Source organism: Klebsiella sp. LY (assembly GCF_004010915.1).
In the GTDB taxonomy this organism is placed as follows: domain Bacteria; phylum Pseudomonadota; class Gammaproteobacteria; order Enterobacterales; family Enterobacteriaceae; genus Klebsiella; species Klebsiella quasipneumoniae.
Window position 1 is genome coordinate 3,684,378 of record NZ_CP022444.1, and the last position, 19,629, is coordinate 3,704,006.

A 19,629-nucleotide genomic window follows, 5' to 3' on the forward strand; every position below is an offset into this window, starting at 1 on the left:
TTAGTGAGCGGTTTCCGCGTGGCTCATGTCCATGCCTTCCATCCCGTCGTGAGCGGCATGCTCGCCTTCAGGTTGGGACATGTTCATGCTCTCGTGAGACATGAATTTGTTCACAACATCTTTGAACAGATCCGGTTTCACGTTAGAGAAGTATTCCACTTTGTTGTATTCGCTAGGCACAGCCACTTTCTCGAACGCGGCCATAGAGTCCATGGCGTTCGGAGACTGTTTCGCTTTTTCAACCCACTGATCGAAAGTTGCACGATCCGGGGTAGCAATCGCTTTGAACTTCATACCAGAGAAGCCCGGGCCACTGTAGCTAGCGGAGATACCGTCATAAGTACCAGCTTCGTCAGCAATGAGGTGCAGCTGAGTCTGCATCCCGGCCATTGCGTAGATCTGGCTGCCTAAGCGCGGAATAAAGAACGAGTTCATCACCGAGTTAGAGGTCACTTTGAAGTGTACCGGTACGTTCGCCGGGAAGGCGATTTCGTTAACGGTAGCAATACCCTGTTCCGGATAGATAAAGAACCATTTCCAGTCCATCGATACGACTTCGATGGTGATTGGTTTCTCGTCATGGACAAGCGGTTTGCTTGGCTCCAGTGCGTGAGTGGTTTTCCAGGTCAGAACGGCCAGGAACAGGATGATCAGAATAGGTACCGTCCAGACCACAGCTTCCACTTTATTGGAGTGTGACCAGTTCGGGCTATACTTCGCATCTTTATTGCTCGCGCGATACTTCCAGGCAAATCCTACTGCCATCAAGACGGCCGGAATAACGACAATCATCATCAGGCCGAAGGCCGTCAGAATCAAAGAGCGTTGCTCCAGTCCAATCTGTCCTTTTGGGTCAAGGAGTGCAGAATCACAACCACTGAGTAATACAGTACCTGCGATTAATGACATCCATCCCAAACTTTTATTGTATTTCCTGAGTCTCATTGAACGACCTCAATTCCACGGGATCTGGTGGCGTTTAAAGTGTATGGGCATTTTACGGTAAGGTTGCATTACTGTAAACATGATTGGATCTCTGTCAGTTCTGTGTTAGCGGCTTCTGCTTGGTTTGTCACATATGTTACGTAGTGTTACGTAATCGCTTGCAAAGCCTGATTTTCGTGGGATCGATAACGAAAGAGATAAGAAAAGGTGTACTTAGCGGCGAATGGGCATAACCACCCAAAAATTAGAACAATTGTTTAACATTTAATTATCAAATAAAAGACATTGTGGAAACGTGAAATAAAAACGGCGTAGCTGAATCGGTTAAATTATTTAAAGAATCGAATGAAAACTGTCAATAATTTCCAGAAAACAAAAACGCACAAAACAACAAATAGCGCGGCGGGCAATATAAAAGCGTTAATAAGCCGTTATAATTACGTTTCGTAATTACAACGGCTAATAATGATGCAGCGTCCTTAAATCAGGTGGGTTTTACGCAGCGCCAGGTAGTCGAGCAGGCCGCCGAACAAAATACCGCCAACGGCGGTCAGCGCGGCAACTTCCAGCAGGCCGGACAGGAAGCTGAACGACGTATAATCCAGCGCGTTGAGGATCAGCAGACCCAGCCATACCGCCAGCAGCAGGCAGCCCAGCGTCAGGATCCCCAGCGCCAGCGCATAGGCCTGCGGATATTCGCTACGCGGCATAAAGCTTGCCGTGCGTTGGGTATGCTCGAGCGTTTGTCGGCACAGCAGCAGCAGCGCGATCCCCGGCACCGCCGCGACCACGGAGAAGAGATAGAAGGCGGACCAGCCGTGGGCCTCGACAAACCAGCCGGCAATCGGCCCGACGTACACGCGGCCAACCGCGGACAGCGCCGAGAGCAGCGCGAACTGGGTGGCGGAGAACGACTTGTTGCACAGCGTCATCAGCAGCGCCACAAACGCCGCCGTCCCCATTCCCCCGCACAGATTTTCAAAGAATACCGCGGTCGCCATGGAATAGAGGTGCTTATCGGTAATCGACAGCAGCCAGTAGCCGGCGTTGGAAACCCCCTGCAGCAGACCGAAGATCAGCAGCGCCCGGAACAGCGTCAATCGCTGCATCAGGACGCCGCCGTACAGGGCGCCAAGAATGGTGGCGAACAGGCCTAAGGTTTTGTTCACCATTCCCACCTCGCCGGCGTCAAAACCGACGCCGCGGATGAGAAAGGTGGTGGTCAGACTCATGGCAAACGCATCGCCAAGCTTATAAAGAACGATGAGCAGCAGAATCAGCCAGGCGTTGTTACGGCCGAAAAAATCGCGCAGCGGTTCAGCTACCGCCTGCTCCAGCGACCGGGGAACCGGGATAACGTCGCTTGGCTCGGGCGCCAGCAGCGTGGCGATGATGCAGGGCACCAGCAGCGCCGCCATCAGCCAGTACATGCCCTGCCAGCCGAGATAGCGGTCGGCGATCCACAGGGCCAGACCACCGGAGACCAGCATCCCGAGGCGATAGCCCAGCACACTGATCGCGGCGCCAGCGCCGCGCTCTTCCGCTGGCAGAACGTCGGTTTTCCAGGCGTCAAAAACAATATCCTGCGACGCCGAACAGAAGGCGATCACTACCGCCAGCGCCGCCATCCAGCGCAGCTGGGAGGCAGGTTCGAGAAAACCCATCGCCGCGATGGCCAGCAGAAGCAGGACCTGGGTGGTCACCAACCAGCCGCGACGGCGCCCGAGAAACGGCGGCGTGTAGCGGTCCATCAGCGGGGACCAGAGGAATTTAAAGACATAGGCCTGGCCGACAAGCGAGAAAAAACCGATCGTTTTCAGATCGATGTTTTCCACCGTCATCCAGGCCTGCAGGGTACCGGAGGTGAGGGCCAGCGGCAGACCGGAGGCGAAGCCGAGGATCAGCAAAATCGCTGATTTAGGCTGCTGAAAAATGCGTAAGTAGTGACTGGACATAGCATAAAGCACGAACCCGGCGGAGGCCGGGTTCGTGGGGGCATTAACGCGCGTTTTGCTTGATGAAATCGTGGATGCTGGTGTCCTGCGCCATATCGGCGATGGTATCAGTCAGGACGCTGTTGACGGCATCAGCGATGTTTTTGTTCGAGGCCTGGAAGGCACCTTCTACCGAGTAGCTGGCGCGGTAGTTTTTGGTCATCTTCGTGCCGTTTGCCGCGGTGGCGATGATGGCGATATCGGCTTTGGTGGCGATGTTGTAGCGCACGTTGCCCTGGGAGACGTCAGCGTAGAGTTTGTTGACGATGATCTGCAGATCGACTGCGCCGTTCGGGCCAATCATGTAGCCGCGCGCGGTCATTTGTTTCTCCAGCACTTCCTGCAGCAGGAAGCGCAGATCGCGGGAGGCGGTAAGGGTGACCTGTTGGTTGTCGCGCGTCACTTTCGCCAGCGCCTGGTCCGGACGCTGGTCGGCGCCGTTGATGCTGACGGTCACGCCCATCAGGCTAGGATCCTGCTGCGGCAGCGTGATTTTCGGCGATACTTCAATGGTGGTCGGCGGCGTGGCGCATCCTGCCAGCATAAACATGGCGACCAACGGGAAAAGGATCTTCTTAAGCATGTTCAGGTCTCAACGCATGGTGTTGTTATAAGGAAAATTACCGCCATCATAGCATTGCCAACGGCAAGGGGAAGTGGCAACGCGTGTAAATCCATCGCCCTGGCGGTTTTCTGAGCGTCCCGCCACGGTTAATCGCTCTTTCCCCGGCGGATCTGGCGACCAGAGCCAGTAAACGTGATACTTTTGAATGAAAATATCAGAACAATGCTAATTTTTTGTTGTTTTCTCCTAATGGAAGCGGTAAAAGCGGCTAACATTTAAATGGAGTGGCGGCATCTCAGCGTTGTCGGAGGAGAAAATTCATGATGATACGTGAACAGATCGAAGCAAAACTTAGAGCAGCGTTCGACCCGATGTATCTCGAAGTCGTGGATGAAAGTTATCGTCACAACGTCCCTGCGGGCTCTGAAAGTCATTTTAAAGTGGTGTTAGTGAGCGATCGCTTCACTGGCGAGCGTTTCCTAAATCGCCACCGTATGATCTACGGCACGCTAACCGAGGAGCTGTCGAATACGGTGCACGCCCTGGCGCTACACACCTACACGATTAAAGAATGGGAAGCGCTACAGGATACGGTTTTCGCCTCGCCGCCGTGCCGCGGCGCGGGGAGCATCGCCTAGAAATCCCATTTGCAACCGCTGGCGCTTTTCCAGTATGTTGCTTGCAGATTTAGCAAAAACGGCCTACGGGCCGTTTTGTTTTGCCTGGAAAATGCGCAAACTCAGCGCTTTTGCGGACAAAATTGAGCGGGAAATGTGAAAAATGCCGCAGCACCAGGCGACAACCGTTCTCGACTCACAAAAGTGATGCCGCTATAATGCCGCGTCTTATATATGAATGTCTTCGGGATGATTCTGACGACAGGGAATGTGTTTCTGATTTGAAGAGGGCATCCCGGTTCTGCGAAGCCACCTACACGCGCTTCCAGAGTTGACCGAGCACTGTGATTTTTTTGAGGTAACAAGATGCAAGTTTCAGTTGAAACCACTCAGGGCCTTGGGCGCCGTGTAACGATTACTATCGCCGCTGACAGCATCGAGAATGCTGTCAAAAGCGAGCTGGTCAACGTAGCGAAAAAAGTTCGCATTGACGGCTTCCGTAAAGGCAAAGTGCCGATGAATGTTGTTGCTCAGCGCTATGGCGCTTCCGTTCGTCAGGACGTGCTGGGCGACCTGATGAGCCGTCATTTCGTTGACGCGATCATCAAAGAAAAAATCAATCCGGCCGGCGCGCCGAACTACGTTCCGGGCGAATACAAACTGGGTGAAGACTTCACCTACGCGGTAGAGTTCGAAGTGTATCCGGAAGTTGAACTGCAGGGTCTGGAAGCGATCGAAGTAGAAAAACCGGTTGTTGAAGTGACCGACGCTGACGTTGACACCATGCTGGAAACCCTGCGCAAGCAGCAGGCAACCTGGAAAGAAAAAGAAGGCGCGGTTGACGCTGAAGATCGCGTAACCATCGACTTCACCGGTTCCGTAGATGGTGAAGAGTTCGAAGGCGGCAAAGCTTCTGACTTCGTACTGGCGATGGGCCAGGGTCGCATGATCCCGGGCTTCGAAGACGGTATCAAAGGCCACAAAGCGGGTGACGAGTTCACCATCGACGTGACCTTCCCGGAAGAATACCACGCAGAAAACCTGAAAGGTAAAGCGGCTAAGTTCGTTATCAACCTGAAGAAAGTTGAAGAACGTGAACTGCCGGAGCTGACCGAAGAATTCATCAAACGTTTCGGCGTGGAAGATGGTTCCGTCGCTGGCCTGCGCGCTGAAGTGCGTAAAAACATGGAACGCGAGCTGAAAGGCGCTGTGCGTAACCGCGTGAAGTCTCAGGCTATCGAAGGTCTGGTTAAAGCTAACGACATCGACGTTCCGGCAGCTCTGATCGACAGCGAAATCGACGTGCTGCGTCGCCAGGCAGCTCAGCGTTTCGGTGGCAACGAGAAACAGGCTCTGGAACTGCCGCGCGAACTGTTCGAAGAGCAGGCTAAACGCCGCGTAGTGGTTGGCCTGCTGCTGGGCGAAGTGATTCGCACCAACGAGCTGAAAGCTGACGAAGAGCGCGTGAAAGGCCTGATCGAAGAGATGGCTTCTGCTTACGAAGATCCGTCAGAAGTGGTTGAGTTCTACAGCAAGAACAAAGAGCTGATGGACAACATGCGCAACGTGGCGCTGGAAGAGCAGGCTGTTGAAGCCGTGCTGGCGAAAGCCAAAGTGTCTGAAAAAGCCACTTCCTTCAACGAACTGATGAACCAGCAGGCGTAATTTCGCCGCGATTGTTCAAGGTTCGGGCAAAAACCCGTTGCCGAAAGGCGGCGGGTTTTTTTTTAGCTAATGATAGCCTCAGGCACGGTGCTAAAACGCATTTACCATGATAGCGTTACAGCAAAAGCTTGTTATGCTTGAAATATGGCAACGCCATCCCCATTACCGAGGGAGGCAACTGCATCCGCAATCGCACGCGTGTTGAAGAGGCGGTGACGCGTTCAGCGGATAGAAACTGTGGCTGATAATCCGTCCGTAAGGTTACAATCAGTGCAGCAGGTATTTTAAAATTACTCCAGGAGACGGAAATGTCATACAGTGGCGAACGAGACAACTTTGCACCCCATATGGCCCTGGTGCCGATGGTCATTGAACAGACCTCACGCGGTGAACGTTCTTTTGATATCTACTCCCGTCTGCTTAAGGAACGCGTCATTTTTCTGACCGGCCAGGTCGAAGACCACATGGCAAATCTGATCGTGGCGCAGATGCTGTTTCTGGAAGCGGAAAACCCGGAAAAAGACATTTACCTGTACATTAACTCTCCGGGCGGGGTGATCACCGCCGGGATGTCGATTTATGACACCATGCAGTTCATCAAGCCGGACGTCAGCACCATCTGTATGGGCCAGGCCGCGTCCATGGGCGCGTTCCTGCTGACCGCCGGGGCGAAGGGCAAGCGTTTCTGCCTGCCGAACTCCCGCGTGATGATCCACCAGCCGCTGGGCGGCTATCAGGGGCAGGCGACGGATATTGAGATCCACGCCCGTGAAATCCTGAAGGTGAAAGGACGCATGAATGAGCTGATGGCGCATCATACCGGCCAGTCTCTTGAGCAGATTGAGCGTGACACCGAGCGTGACCGCTTCCTGTCTGCTGCGGAAGCCGTGGAGTACGGACTGGTCGACTCTATTTTGACCCATCGTAATTGATGCCCTGGGCGTAAGGGTGCCGCTTTACGCTTCATCCTTCTCGCCACGTTTGCTGAGCGGTTGGCATTTTTCCGGACGCTTGCCGGGCAGGCAGGCGGCCGGTCGCTTCGCTACCGCCGCGATGTAGCGCGAAGGATTTTGTGTATATACTAATGAAGGGCGGCACAACGCTATATGGCGGCTTGCGCCTGAGAATGGCATTTGCGTCGTCGTGTGCGGCACAAAGAACTTAAAAAGAGGTTTGGACTCATGACAGATAAACGCAAAGATGGATCGGGCAAATTGTTGTATTGCTCTTTTTGCGGCAAAAGCCAGCATGAAGTGCGTAAGCTGATCGCCGGGCCATCCGTGTATATCTGCGACGAATGCGTTGATTTATGTAACGACATCATTCGCGAAGAGATTAAAGAAGTTGCGCCGCACCGCGAGCGCAGCGCGCTGCCGACGCCGCACGAGATTCGCCACCACCTTGATGACTACGTCATCGGTCAGGAACAGGCGAAAAAAGTGTTGGCGGTCGCGGTATACAACCACTACAAACGTCTGCGCAATGGCGATACCAGCAATGGCGTAGAGCTGGGTAAAAGTAACATCCTGCTGATCGGGCCGACCGGCTCCGGTAAAACGCTGCTGGCGGAAACGCTGGCGCGCCTGCTGGATGTGCCGTTTACCATGGCGGACGCCACCACCCTGACCGAAGCCGGTTATGTGGGTGAGGACGTAGAAAATATCATTCAGAAACTGCTGCAGAAGTGCGATTACGACGTGCAGAAAGCGCAGCGCGGCATCGTCTATATCGACGAAATCGACAAAATTTCGCGTAAGTCCGATAACCCGTCGATTACTCGCGATGTCTCCGGCGAAGGCGTGCAACAGGCGCTGCTGAAGCTTATCGAAGGCACCGTCGCCGCCGTTCCACCGCAGGGCGGGCGTAAACACCCGCAGCAGGAGTTCCTGCAGGTTGATACCTCCAAGATCCTGTTTATCTGCGGCGGCGCGTTTGCCGGTCTGGACAAAGTGATTTCCCACCGTGTGGAAACCGGCTCCGGCATTGGTTTTGGCGCGACGGTTAAAGCGAAGTCCGACAAAGCGAGCGAAGGCGAGCTGCTGGCCCAGGTCGAGCCGGAAGATCTGATCAAGTTTGGTTTGATTCCGGAATTCATCGGCCGTCTGCCGGTCGTGGCGACCCTGAACGAGCTGAGCGAAGAAGCGCTGATCCAGATCCTGAAAGAGCCGAAAAACGCCCTGACCAAGCAGTATCAGGCGCTGTTTAGCCTTGAAGGCGCAGAGCTTGAATTCCGCGACGAAGCGCTGGATGCCATCGCCAAGAAAGCGATGGCGCGTAAAACCGGCGCCCGTGGCCTGCGTTCCATTGTGGAAGCGGCGCTGCTGGACACCATGTATGATCTGCCTTCGATGGAAGATGTCGAAAAAGTGGTCATTGATGAGTCGGTTATCGCCGGTCAGAGCAAACCGCTGCTGATCTACGGCAAACCGGAAGCGCAGCAGGCATCTGGCGAATAATTAGCCATTTCACTCAAGCAGTTAACAAAAAGGGGGGATTTTATCTCCCCTTTTATTTTTCCTGCATTCCCGCCGTTGAATGTGTGGAATACATCCCCATATACTGGATTACATATTAACGACGATGCAGTGGAGTGTGGCGTCGTCGGCTACCTGGCGGACTTTAAACTAAGAGAGAGCTCTATGAATCCTGAGCGTTCTGAACGCATTGAAATCCCCGTATTGCCGTTGCGCGATGTGGTGGTTTATCCGCACATGGTCATACCCCTGTTCGTAGGGCGGGAAAAATCTATCCGTTGCCTCGAAGCGGCCATGGACCATGATAAAAAAATCATGCTGGTTGCGCAGAAAGAAGCGTCGACGGATGAGCCGGGTGTAAACGATCTTTTCACCGTTGGAACCGTGGCGTCTATTTTGCAGATGCTGAAGCTGCCAGACGGCACCGTGAAGGTGCTGGTCGAAGGGCTACAGCGTGCACGCATTTCTGCGCTGTCTGATAATGGCGAGCATTTCTCGGCGAAAGCGGAGTATCTCGACTCGCCGGCGATTGACGAACGTGAGCAGGAAGTGCTGGTTCGTACCGCTATCAGCCAGTTTGAAGGCTATATCAAGCTGAATAAGAAGATTCCACCGGAAGTGCTGACGTCGCTGAACAGCATCGACGATGCGGCGCGCCTGGCGGATACCATCGCGGCGCATATGCCGCTGAAGCTGGCGGACAAGCAGTCCGTGCTTGAGATGTCCGACGTCAACGAACGTCTGGAATATCTGATGGCGATGATGGAATCGGAAATCGATCTGCTGCAGGTTGAGAAGCGCATTCGCAACCGCGTCAAAAAGCAGATGGAGAAATCCCAGCGCGAGTACTATCTGAACGAGCAAATGAAAGCGATTCAGAAAGAACTCGGCGAGATGGACGACGCCCCGGACGAAAACGAAGCGCTGAAGCGCAAGATCGACGCGGCGAAAATGCCGAAAGAGGCGAAAGAGAAAACCGAAGCGGAACTGCAGAAGCTGAAGATGATGTCGCCGATGTCTGCGGAAGCGACCGTCGTGCGTGGCTACATCGACTGGATGGTGCAGGTGCCGTGGAATGCGCGCAGTAAGGTCAAGAAAGACCTGCGTCAGGCCCAGGAGATCCTCGATACCGATCACTATGGTCTGGAGCGCGTGAAGGACCGCATCCTTGAGTATCTCGCGGTGCAGAGCCGGGTGAACAAAATCAAGGGGCCGATCCTCTGCCTGGTGGGACCGCCGGGGGTAGGTAAAACCTCGCTGGGGCAATCTATCGCCAAAGCGACTGGCCGGAAATACGTCCGCATGGCGCTGGGCGGCGTGCGCGATGAAGCGGAAATTCGCGGTCATCGTCGAACCTATATTGGCTCGATGCCGGGCAAACTGATCCAGAAAATGGCGAAAGTGGGGGTAAAAAACCCGCTGTTCCTGCTGGATGAGATTGACAAAATGTCTTCCGACATGCGCGGCGACCCGGCTTCTGCGTTGCTTGAGGTGCTGGATCCGGAACAGAACGTGGCCTTTAACGACCACTATCTGGAAGTGGATTACGATCTCAGCGACGTGATGTTCGTGGCGACTTCCAACTCCATGAACATTCCGGCGCCGCTGCTGGACCGTATGGAAGTGATTCGCCTCTCGGGTTACACCGAGGATGAAAAACTGAACATCGCCAAGCGTCACCTGCTGCCGAAGCAGATCGAACGCAACGCGCTGAAGAAAGGCGAACTGACCGTCGACGACAGCGCCATTATCGGCATTATTCGTTACTACACCCGTGAAGCGGGCGTTCGTAGCCTGGAGCGTGAAATCTCCAAGCTGTGCCGTAAGGCCGTTAAGCAGCTGTTGCTGGATAAATCGCTGAAACACATCGAAATTAATGGTGAGAATCTGCATGATTATCTCGGCGTGCAGCGCTTCGACTATGGCCGCGCCGATAGCGAGAACCGCGTCGGTCAGGTGACCGGTCTGGCGTGGACGGAAGTGGGCGGCGATCTGCTGACCATCGAAACCGCCTGCGTACCGGGCAAAGGCAAACTGACCTACACCGGATCGCTGGGCGAGGTGATGCAGGAGTCGATTCAGGCTGCGCTGACCGTGGTACGTTCGCGGGCGGACAAGCTGGGGATTAACGCCGACTTTTACGAGAAGCGTGATATTCACGTCCACGTACCGGAAGGGGCGACGCCGAAGGACGGTCCGAGCGCGGGGATTGCCATGTGTACGGCGCTGGTCTCCTGCCTGACCGGCAACCCGGTACGCGCCGATGTGGCGATGACCGGGGAAATTACGCTGCGTGGTCAGGTGCTGCCGATCGGCGGTCTGAAGGAAAAACTGCTGGCGGCGCATCGCGGCGGTATTAAGACTGTTCTGATTCCTGATGAGAACAAACGCGACCTTGAAGAAATTCCGGATAACGTTATCGCTGATTTGGATATCCATCCGGTGAAACGAATCGAGGAAGTTCTGACACTTGCGCTGCAAAACGAACCGTTTGGCATGCAGGTTGTGACCGCGAAATAGTGATTCTGCGCAAATTGCGCTAATAAAAATAGGGCTGGTAAGTCATTTCGGACTTGCCAGCCTTTTTTTGTGTAGCTAACTTAGATCGCTGGCAGGGGGGTCATCGACAACTGCTGTTGTAAGGGCATGACAGTCCTGATATAACTGCTGCGCGGTCGCACTATGAAGGACTCTGGTGCGATATAAATTATAAAGAGAGGAAGAGAACAGTGAATAAATCTCAACTGATTGACAAAATTGCTGCGGGTGCGGACATTTCTAAAGCTGCAGCTGGACGTGCGTTAGATGCTTTAATCGCTTCTGTTACTGAATCTCTGCAGGCTGGGGATGACGTTGCGCTGGTAGGTTTCGGTACCTTTGCTGTTAAAGAACGTGCCGCCCGTACTGGTCGCAACCCACAAACAGGTAAAGAAATTACTATCGCTGCCGCAAAAGTGCCGGGCTTCCGTGCTGGTAAAGCGCTGAAAGACGCGGTGAACTGATCGGCTTTCCCGTCAGGGAATGTGACGAAGTACAAGGGCGCATCGTGAGATGTGCCTTTTTTATTGCCTTTTCAGACCACTTTATGTGTGTTTATCGCCACTTGTGGGCTGACAATCACCCTGTTTTCTTGTCAAAATACGTCCTCACGCGCGGCGGCCATCACGTGCTATGCTGCGCGAGCTAAAGTCATCTACAGCGGAGCGTTGTTACACCATGATGGACAACCTACGCACGGCCGCCAACAGCGTCGTGCTCAAGATTATTTTCGGTATCATTATCGTCTCGTTCATTTTGACCGGGGTGAGTGGTTACCTGATTGGCGGTGGCAAAAACTATGCCGCAAAAGTGAATGGCCAGGAGATTGGCCGTGGGCAGTTTGAAAACGCCGTCGCCAGCGAACGTAACCGTATGCAGCAGCAGCTTGGCGACCAGTTCTCCGAGCTGGCGGCGAACGAAAACTACATGAAAACCATGCGCCAGCAGGTGCTGAACCGCCTGATTGACGAGTCGCTTCTGGATCAGTATGCCCGCGAGCTGGGCCTCAGCATCAGCGATGAGCAGGTGAAGCAGGCGATCTTCCAGACGCAGGCGTTCCAGACGAACGGTAAGTTCGACAACCAGCGTTTCAGCGGTATTGTCGCCCAGATGGGGATGACCACCGATCAGTACGCCCAGGCGCTGCGTAACCAGCTGACCACGCAGCAGCTGATTAACGCCATTGCGGGTACCGACTTCATGCTGCCCGGCGAGTCCGATCAGCTGGCGGCGCTGGTGTCTCAGCAGCGTGTCGTTCGCGAAGCGACCATCAACGTCAACGCCCTGGCGGCAAAACAGACCGCCAGCGATGAGGAAATCAACGCTTTCTGGCAGCAGAATCAGGCCCGTTTTATGGCGCCGGAGCAGTTCCGCGTAAGCTACATCAAGATGGATGCCGCCAGCATGCAGGAAAACGCCTCTGACGAAGAAATTCAGTCGTGGTATGACCAGCACAAAGATCAGTTCACTCAGCCGCAGCGTAATCGCTACAGCGTGATTCAGACTAAAACTGAAGCTGATGCGAAAGCGGTACTGGCCGAGCTGCAAAAAGGCGCCGATTTCGCCACGCTGGCAAAAGAAAAATCGACCGATATTATCTCTGCCCGCAACGGCGGCGATATGGGGTGGATGGAAGATGCTTCTACCGTGCCTGAGCTGAAAGACGCCGGCCTGAAAGAGAAAGGCCAGCTCTCCGGGGTGATCAAATCCTCGGTTGGCTTCCTGGTGGCCCGTCTGGACGACGTCCAGCCGGCTCAAGTCAAGCCGCTGGCTGACGTGCGCAATGACATTGCGGCGAAAGTGAAGCAGGAGAAAGCGCTGGATGCTTACTATGCGCTGCAGCAGAAGGTGAGCGATGCGGCCAGCAACGATAATGAATCGCTGGCGGGCGCGGCGCAGGTCGCCGGACTGCAGGTGGTGGAAACCGGCTGGTTTGGCCGCGATAACCTGCCGGAAGAGCTGAACTTTAAACCGGTCGCTGACGCTATCTTCAACGGCGGTCTGGTCGGTGTGAACGGCGCGCCGGGCAGCAACTCCGACATCATTACCGTTGACGGCGATCGAGCCTTTGTTCTGCGTATCAGCGAGCACAAAGCCGAGGCGGTGAAACCGCTGGCCGAAGTGAAGGCACAGGTCAGCGATATCGTTAAGCACAATAAAGCGGAACAGCAGGCGAAGCGGGATGCCGATAAGCTGCTGGCGGCGCTGAAAGACGGCAAAGGCGATGAGGCGATGAAGGCGGCTGGCCTGAGCTTTGGCGCACCGCAGACGCTTTCCCGTACCGGCCAGGATCCGCTGAGCCAGCTGGCATTTACTCTGCCGCTGCCGCAGCAGGGCAAACCGGTCTATGGCGTTGGCAGCAACATGCAAGGCGATGTGGTGCTGGTGGCGCTCGATGAAGTGAAAGCAGGCAGCATGCCGGAAGAGCAGAAGAAGGCTATGGTTCAGGGGATTACCCAGAACAATGCCCAAATCGCTTTCGAAGCGCTGATGAGCAACCTGCGCAAGGCGGCGAAAATTAAGCTGGGCGACAGCATCGACCAGCAGCAGTAATTTCGCGTCATTTCGCAAAAATACGCAACACCATGTAATCCTCAAGGGCCGCTTTCGCGGCCCTTTCCATTTCTGTGATTTGCCTTTTGTCGGCCATCCGCACTGACGCTATCGTAGCCTTGCTGTCTATACACAAGGAGATATCAGCATGAAATATGGAATAAAAGCACTGATGGCCGCGGGCGTTCTGGTTTTCGCGGTAGGCGCACAGGGCGCGCTGGCTGCCCCCGCCAGCGGCAAAGCGGCGGTAACCAAAGAGCATGTCCAGGCGTCCTCTTCGGCGAAGGCGAAAGCGGAGCCCGGCGAGGCCAACAACGGGGCGACCAAAGTCAGCATTAACCACGCCAGCGCCGAACAGCTGGCGCAGGCTCTGAATGGCGTGGGGTTGAAAAAAGCCCAGGCGATTGTCAGCTACCGTGAGGAGTACGGACCGTTCAAAACCCTTGATGATCTGAAGCAGGTCCCGGGGATGGGCAGCGCGCTGGTGGAGCGGAATTTATCCCATCTGACGCTGTAAATTTTTTGCCAGCGCTTGCACAGCGGTGATTTTTTGCCAGGATAAAGAGGTTGCATCAAGTGGTGTGACCTCTTACCTCATAAACAACAATAACAGAAAGGCATTGATGCTATGCAGACACAAATTAAAGTTCGCGGCTATCATCTGGACGTCTACCAGCATGTGAATAACGCACGCTACCTGGAGTTCCTTGAGGAGGCCCGCTGGGATGGTCTGGAAAAGAGTCCGGCATTTCAGTGGATGACCGAGAAAAACATCGCCTTCGTGGTGGTGAACATTAATATTAACTACCGCCGTCCGGCGGTCCTGGGCGATGTGCTGACAGTGAGCAGCAAACTGGAGCAACTCAACGGCAAAAGCGGCACGCTCAGCCAGGTGGTCACTCTCAACCCCAACGGCGAGGTGGTGGCCGATGCGCTGATTACCTTCGTCTGTATCGATTTGAAAACCCAGAAGGCGCTGCCGCTGGAAGGGGAACTGCGTGAGAAACTCGACCAGATGAACTTGCGCTGACAACCGTCGCGTGCGTGCGTGCCGGGCGGTGGCGCACCTCGACCCACGGAAGGTGATGAACCCCTTGCCCCGGTAAGCGTAGCGCTACCGGGGAAGTTGAACTGAAGCTTTTGGAAGATACCTCTGCGGAGGCTATGCCTGTATCAGCCCGGTTTTTTGCTTCATCACCGCCATTACCCCGACTTTATCGGCCAGATACTGGTTAAGCCCGTTAGCGCGCAGGTTGCAGGAGGCGCACTGGCCGCAGCCATCGCCCTTAATGCCGTTGTAGCAGGTAAGGGTTTCCCGGCGCACCAGATCTAACTGACCCCAGTAGTCGGCCAGCGCCCAGGTCTCGGCTTTGTTCAGCCACATCAGCGGTGTTTCAAAGCGTATGTCTTTCGCCATTCCAAGGCTGACGGCGTGGTGCAGCGCTTTGACAAACTCATCGCGGCAGTCCGGGTAGCCGGAGAAGTCGGTCTCGCACACGCCGGTGATGATAGCTTCGGCTTTTACCTGATAGGCGTAGATGGCCGTCAGGGTTAAAAACAGAATATTGCGCCCCGGGACAAAAGTATTGGGAATGCCCTCGGCATTAGGCTGATAGTCCGGTACCGGAATGTTATCGCGGGTCAGGCTGCTGACCGCCAGTTCATTGAGCAGGGTAACGTCCAGCACTTTATGCGCGACGGCGCCAAGTTTCAGGGCGAGTTCGCGCGCAACGTCGATTTCCGCGCGGTGGCGTTGGCCATAATCAAAAGTGACGCAATGCACTTCATCATACTGTTGCAGAGCCTGCACCAGACAGGTGGTTGAATCTTGTCCTCCGCTGAAGACAACTACGGCGCGTTTCATGGCAATTCCTGACTAAATGAGTAAAGGCGATATGGTAGCGCCAGACGCCCGCCACCACCAGCTCTGTCACGTCGACGCCGGCAGCCAGGCGCTGGCGAAGTCGAACCAGCCGCGGGCGTTGAGGCGCAAGCCATTGACTCCCGGCGGGGCGCTGATCCGATAGTTATATTTAAACAGCGGCGTCATGATGGCGTCTTCCATCAGGCTGTTAAATACGTTGCGCAGCGCATCGTTGCGGCTGCGGGCTTCCGGCTGCGCCTGTACCGCGTCTAATGTCGCCTGCAGATGGGCATATTGCGCCCCGGTCAGCAAATTGGGCCACAGCATATCGCAGCGCAGCCACTGCTCCAGGGCATACTCCGGCGCTTCGCCGATCAGGCGGTCGCCCATCATCAGGTCGGCCTGCCCCAGATGTTGGCAGCCTTCCCAGTTTTTGGCGTCATGGAACAGCAGCGTCAGCTCGCAGCCGAGCACAGCCAGCCGCTGTCTCAGCTGTTCGGCCATGGCGTGGAGTTCGACCGGCAGATGGTAGAGCAGCGTGAGCCTGGCCGGCAGCGGCACCGCGCTGTTTTCCGGCCCCTGCGGGATGGACCATCCCGGCAACACCTCATGGCTTGGCGTAATCAGATCCTCGTCGAGCGGCAGCGTGTCCAGCAACGACGAGCGGTGAATTATCGATACCAGCCGCTGGGCCTGCGCTTTGCTAAGCCGAGGGCTGTGACGCAGGGTCAGATAGCAGAAGCCAAGACTGATGCTATTGCTGACCTGGCGCAGGTTATGCAGCTCTTCGCGATCGCCAATAGTGATCTGCACCGGGTGGCGGCAGCTGGTCCCGAGATCGCGATCGAAGAGCTGGGGGGTGATCCAGTACTCCACCGCCTGGATCAGCGGATGCCGCAGGTGGTAGCGGGGATGGTTCTCCAGGCGGACGAGTTCCGGACTAAACCGCTTCAGGCGGAACGGTCCGCAGCCGATGGCCGGATCGTCAGGATGGGCCAGCACGCTGCAATAGCTGGCGAGGCGGAACGGCAGCCAGTAGTCAGGACGATGCAGCGTGATGGTCAGGCACTGGGCGTGAGTGACATCGATGCGGCTGATGCTGGCGAAGAGGGTCCGCAAGGCGGGCAGATCCAGCAGCAGCAGTAAGCGCTGCCGCAGCTGTGCGGTTTCCACCGCATCGCCGTTGTGCCAGCACAGCGTGGAGCGGATATAAAACTGCCAGCGCAGGCCGTCAGGGGAGACCTGCCAGTGGTGCGCCAGATCGCCGATCGGCATATTGTCACCTTCGTCGAAGCGCGTCAGCCCGGCATAGATCTGCCCGGCCAGATGCTGCTCGGCGCGTCCGGGCAGAAAGCCGGGACGCAGCGGCTCCAGCGGGCGATAGTAGGGAATACGCAGCGTCGGGGTATTGTTTTGCCATTGACCGCCCAGAAAGGGGTGGAGCAGGGCTTTCAGCTCCACCGGGGCCAGCTGCGCCAGCTCCAGCGCGTTTTGCTGCTGACCTTTATGCAGCGCCTGCTCCATCATCTCATTGCGCAGACGTTCCGGCGTTTTGTAAAAAGAGAGCAAGCCGCGCTTGCCGCGCCCGGAGCTGGCCTGCCAGCTTAACCATCCAGCTTCCTGCGCCTGACGCAGTAGGGTACGGACGTGGCGTTCGCTGCAAAAACAGCGTTCCGCCAGCTCGCCGACGGTGACCTGCTGCGGCGCCCCGGCAGAGGGCTGCCACAGCCGCTGGTACTGGTTTAAACGGTGTAAGAGTCGCATAAGCGCTGTCGCCCACCGGGCCGCAATAAACCCGGAACAATTTATATTATCTATTCACTATTACTTCCGTATATCCCAGGTGATACTGCAACACAAGCGAAGCCCATCACACATCGGGGAAAACACCATGGCAAAACTGGCAGCATTTGATATGGACGGCACCTTGCTGATGCCGGACCATCGTCTCGGAGAAAAGACGCTCACCGCGCTGAAACGGCTGCGGGAACGCGATATCACCCTGACGTTCGCCACCGGCCGCCATGCGCTGGAGATGCACCATGTGATGGGTGAATTTTCCCTGGACGCATTTCTGATCACGGGCAACGGGACGCGCATCCACTCTTTGGAAGGGGAGGAGCTGTACCGTCAGGATCTCAATCCCGAGGTAGCGGAAGACGTGCTGCATAGTCGATGGGATACCCGGGCCAGCATGCACGTGTTTAATGACGGCGGTTGGTTCACCGGCCAGGCAAGACCTGAGCTGCTGAAGGCGCATGTCTTCAGCGGGTTTCGCTATCAACTGTGCGATCCGAAACGTATGTCGGCGCATCATGTCACCAAGATCTGCTTCTGCGGCGATCATGACGATCTGCGCCGCCTGCGGATCCAACTGAATGAGGCGCTGGGCCAGCGCGCGTTTCTCTGCTTCTCGGCGATGGACTGTCTGGAAGTGCTGCCGGTTGGCTGCAATAAAGGCGCGGCGCTGGCGAGGCTGAGCCAGCACCTGGGACTCTCCCTACAGGAGTGCATGGCCTTCGGCGATGCGATGAACGATCGCGAGATGCTTCGCAGCGTCGGGCGGGGGTTCATCATGGGCAACGCGATGCCGCAGCTGAAAGCCGAGCTGCCGCATCTCCCGGTTATTGGCGACTGCCGGCATCAGGCGGTCTCCCATTTTTTAACGCATTGGCTGGATAATCCTGATCTTCCTTATTCCCCCGAATAGAGAGACCCTTCCAGCAAGCCAGATAGCATTCTATCTGGCTTTTTTTATGTTCTGCCGACCAGCCGGGCGATCTCCGCCTGCCAGGGTGCGATATCGCCGATGTTGGCCGCCACCCACTGCGGGTTGTAATAGCTTTCCAGATAACGCTCGCCGCTGTCGCACAGCAGGGTGACGAGGGAACCCGTGCGTCCTTCCTCGCGCATCCGCGCGGCCAGCTGCAGCACGCCCCACATGTTGGTCCCGGTCGAGGCGCCGACTTTTCGCCCAAGCTGCGTTTCCAGCCACAGAGCAGTGGCCACGCTCGCCGCATCCGGCACGCGCAGCATCTCATCGACAACATCGGGAATAAACGATGGCTCGACGCGCGGGCGGCCGATGCCTTCAATTTTGCTGCCGATCGGGCTGCGCAGGCTGGCGTCGCGGGTCTGCCAGTAATCGAGGAATACTGAATTTTGCGGGTCGACAACCATCAGCTGCGTCTCGTAACCCTGGCTACGAATATAGCGGCCAATGGTCGCCGAGGTCCCCCCGGTGCCGGCGCTCATCACGATCCACGACGGCTGCGGGTGCGGCTCATGGCTCATCTGGCGGAAAATACTGTCGGCGATATTGTTATTGCCGCGCCAGTCGGTGGCCCGCTCGGCGAAGGTAAACTGATCCATATAGTGGCCGTTCAGTTCACGCGCCAGCGTTTCGGAAGCCGCGTAGATTTCGCAGGCGCTCTGCACAAAATGGCAGCGTCCGCCGTAGAACTCGATCTGTTCGATTTTTCGTCTGGCGGTGCAGGAGGGCATCACGGCGATAAACGGCAGCCCCAGCAGGCGGGCGAAATAGGCTTCAGAAACTGCGGTCGAACCCGAAGACGATTCGATAATCGTGGTGCCTTCTTTGATCCAGCCGTTGCACAGGCCATAGAGAAACAGCGACCGCGCCAGACGATGTTTGAGGCTACCGGTCGGATGCGTACTTTCATCCTTCAGATAAATCGGGATCCCCGGAAAACCAGGCAACGCCAGGCGAATCAGGTGTGTTTCGGCGGAACGCTGATAGTCGGCGTTAATTTCACTAATGGCGTGTTTTACCCAGGCGCTATTCATCTCGGATTCCTGTTTGTCATTTTGTGCCCAGCTTAGCGGATTGTGCGGGAAAAATTGTTGCTATTTGACCTTTCAATTACAATTGCGGGAGTAAATTATTCTCTCTGGTGGCCTTATGTTAGATAAAATTGACCGTAAGCTGCTGGCGCTGCTGCAGGAAGATTGCACCCTCTCTTTGCAGGCGCTGGCCGATGCCGTTAATCTGACCACGACCCCTTGCTGGAAACGCCTGAAACGACTCGAGGATGAGGGTATTCTCCGCGGGCGCGTCGCCTTACTGGATGCGGAAAAGGTGGGGCTGGGGCTGACGGCGTTTGTCCTAATCAAGACCCAGCATCACAGCAGCGACTGGTATTGCCATTTTGTGAGCGAAGTGACGCAGATGGCTGAAGTGCTCGGCTTCTGGCGGATGGCGGGGGAGTATGACTATCTGCTGCGGGTGCAGGTGGCCGATATGAAGCGCTATGACGACTTTTATAAACGGTTGGTGAACAGCGTGCCGGGGCTGTCGGATGTCACTTCGAGTTTTGCCATGGAACAGATAAAATACACCACCGCCTTGCCTGTCGAATAACGGTATTGCGCCGTAACCCATAACAAATCAGGA

At 55.8% G+C, this 19,629-nt stretch carries 17 protein-coding genes; 11 read left to right on the top strand and 6 right to left on the bottom strand.

What is annotated here, in order from left to right; genetic code table 11:
• From cyoA to CE636_RS20940, 3 genes are all read right to left on the bottom strand, one after another.
• Nucleotides 1-945: a cytochrome o ubiquinol oxidase subunit II gene (cyoA, locus tag CE636_RS20930; protein ID WP_017898916.1), complete on the bottom strand. Its 945-nt coding sequence runs from the start codon at nt 943-945 to the stop codon at nt 1-3.
• A gap of 479 nt (nt 946-1,424) precedes the next feature.
• Nucleotides 1,425-2,900 (bottom strand): muropeptide MFS transporter AmpG, encoded by a 1,476-nt coding sequence (gene ampG, locus CE636_RS20935; protein ID WP_017898915.1) that lies wholly within the window; start codon nt 2,898-2,900, stop codon nt 1,425-1,427.
• 43 nt (nt 2,901-2,943) lie between these two features.
• Nucleotides 2,944-3,522: a lipoprotein gene (locus tag CE636_RS20940; protein ID WP_004204800.1), complete on the bottom strand. Its 579-nt coding sequence runs from the start codon at nt 3,520-3,522 to the stop codon at nt 2,944-2,946.
• 302 nt (nt 3,523-3,824) lie between these two features.
• Between CE636_RS20940 and bolA the strand changes: the two genes are divergently transcribed.
• The 9 genes from bolA to CE636_RS20995 all read left to right on the top strand — a co-directional run bounded on the left by bolA (nt 3,825) and on the right by CE636_RS20995 (nt 14,381).
• Nucleotides 3,825-4,142 carry a transcriptional regulator BolA gene (gene bolA, locus CE636_RS20945; RefSeq protein ID WP_002891649.1) on the top strand — a complete coding sequence of 106 codons (318 nt, stop codon included), beginning with the start codon at nt 3,825-3,827 and terminating at the stop codon, nt 4,140-4,142.
• Between the two features lie 345 nt (nt 4,143-4,487).
• Complete coding sequence (tig, locus tag CE636_RS20960; protein ID WP_004204798.1) at nt 4,488-5,786, top strand: trigger factor; 1,299 nt, start codon at nt 4,488-4,490, stop codon at nt 5,784-5,786.
• A 308-nt stretch (nt 5,787-6,094) separates the two neighbouring features.
• Nucleotides 6,095-6,718 (top strand): ATP-dependent Clp endopeptidase proteolytic subunit ClpP, encoded by a 624-nt coding sequence (clpP, locus tag CE636_RS20965; RefSeq protein ID WP_002891804.1) that lies wholly within the window; start codon nt 6,095-6,097, stop codon nt 6,716-6,718.
• A 249-nt stretch (nt 6,719-6,967) separates the two neighbouring features.
• Entirely contained in the window at nt 6,968-8,242 is a 1,275-nt protein-coding gene (gene clpX, locus CE636_RS20970; protein WP_002891807.1) for an ATP-dependent protease ATP-binding subunit ClpX, read from the top strand.
• 183 nt (nt 8,243-8,425) lie between these two features.
• Complete coding sequence (gene lon, locus CE636_RS20975) at nt 8,426-10,780, top strand: endopeptidase La (protein WP_025999121.1); 2,355 nt, start codon at nt 8,426-8,428, stop codon at nt 10,778-10,780.
• 209 nt (nt 10,781-10,989) lie between these two features.
• Nucleotides 10,990-11,262: a nucleoid-associated protein HU-beta gene (gene hupB / locus CE636_RS20980; protein ID WP_002444653.1), complete on the top strand. Its 273-nt coding sequence runs from the start codon at nt 10,990-10,992 to the stop codon at nt 11,260-11,262.
• Nucleotides 11,263-11,476: 214 nt separating this feature from the next.
• A complete protein-coding gene (gene ppiD / locus CE636_RS20985) occupies nt 11,477-13,351 on the top strand; it encodes a peptidylprolyl isomerase (protein ID WP_017898913.1) in 1,875 nt (624 codons plus the stop codon).
• Between the two features lie 148 nt (nt 13,352-13,499).
• Nucleotides 13,500-13,868 carry a ComEA family DNA-binding protein gene (locus tag CE636_RS20990; RefSeq protein ID WP_004204794.1) on the top strand — a complete coding sequence of 123 codons (369 nt, stop codon included), beginning with the start codon at nt 13,500-13,502 and terminating at the stop codon, nt 13,866-13,868.
• Nucleotides 13,869-13,979: 111 nt separating this feature from the next.
• A complete protein-coding gene (locus tag CE636_RS20995; protein WP_017898911.1) occupies nt 13,980-14,381 on the top strand; it encodes a YbgC/FadM family acyl-CoA thioesterase in 402 nt (133 codons plus the stop codon).
• Between the two features lie 132 nt (nt 14,382-14,513).
• Here CE636_RS20995 and queC read toward each other — a convergent pair whose 3' ends face one another.
• Together queC and CE636_RS21005 are read right to left on the bottom strand one after the other, a co-directional pair.
• Nucleotides 14,514-15,215: a 7-cyano-7-deazaguanine synthase QueC gene (gene queC / locus CE636_RS21000; protein WP_017898910.1), complete on the bottom strand. Its 702-nt coding sequence runs from the start codon at nt 15,213-15,215 to the stop codon at nt 14,514-14,516.
• Between the two features lie 66 nt (nt 15,216-15,281).
• On the bottom strand, nt 15,282-16,979 hold the full coding sequence (locus CE636_RS21005; RefSeq protein ID WP_017898909.1) for an SgrR family transcriptional regulator: 1,698 nt from the start codon (nt 16,977-16,979) through the stop codon (nt 15,282-15,284).
• 127 nt (nt 16,980-17,106) lie between these two features.
• On the opposite strand from CE636_RS21005, the gene cof reads away from it, so the two are divergent.
• Nucleotides 17,107-17,925: an HMP-PP phosphatase gene (cof, locus tag CE636_RS21010; protein WP_017898908.1), complete on the top strand. Its 819-nt coding sequence runs from the start codon at nt 17,107-17,109 to the stop codon at nt 17,923-17,925.
• A 44-nt stretch (nt 17,926-17,969) separates the two neighbouring features.
• Here the strand turns inward: cof and CE636_RS21015 are convergent, their stop codons facing one another.
• On the bottom strand, nt 17,970-19,022 hold the full coding sequence (locus CE636_RS21015) for a PLP-dependent cysteine synthase family protein (protein WP_017898907.1): 1,053 nt from the start codon (nt 19,020-19,022) through the stop codon (nt 17,970-17,972).
• Nucleotides 19,023-19,137: 115 nt separating this feature from the next.
• Between CE636_RS21015 and CE636_RS21020 the strand changes: the two genes are divergently transcribed.
• Nucleotides 19,138-19,596 carry an Lrp/AsnC family transcriptional regulator gene (locus tag CE636_RS21020; RefSeq protein ID WP_004204786.1) on the top strand — a complete coding sequence of 153 codons (459 nt, stop codon included), beginning with the start codon at nt 19,138-19,140 and terminating at the stop codon, nt 19,594-19,596.
• Nucleotides 19,597-19,629 lie beyond the last annotated feature (33 nt).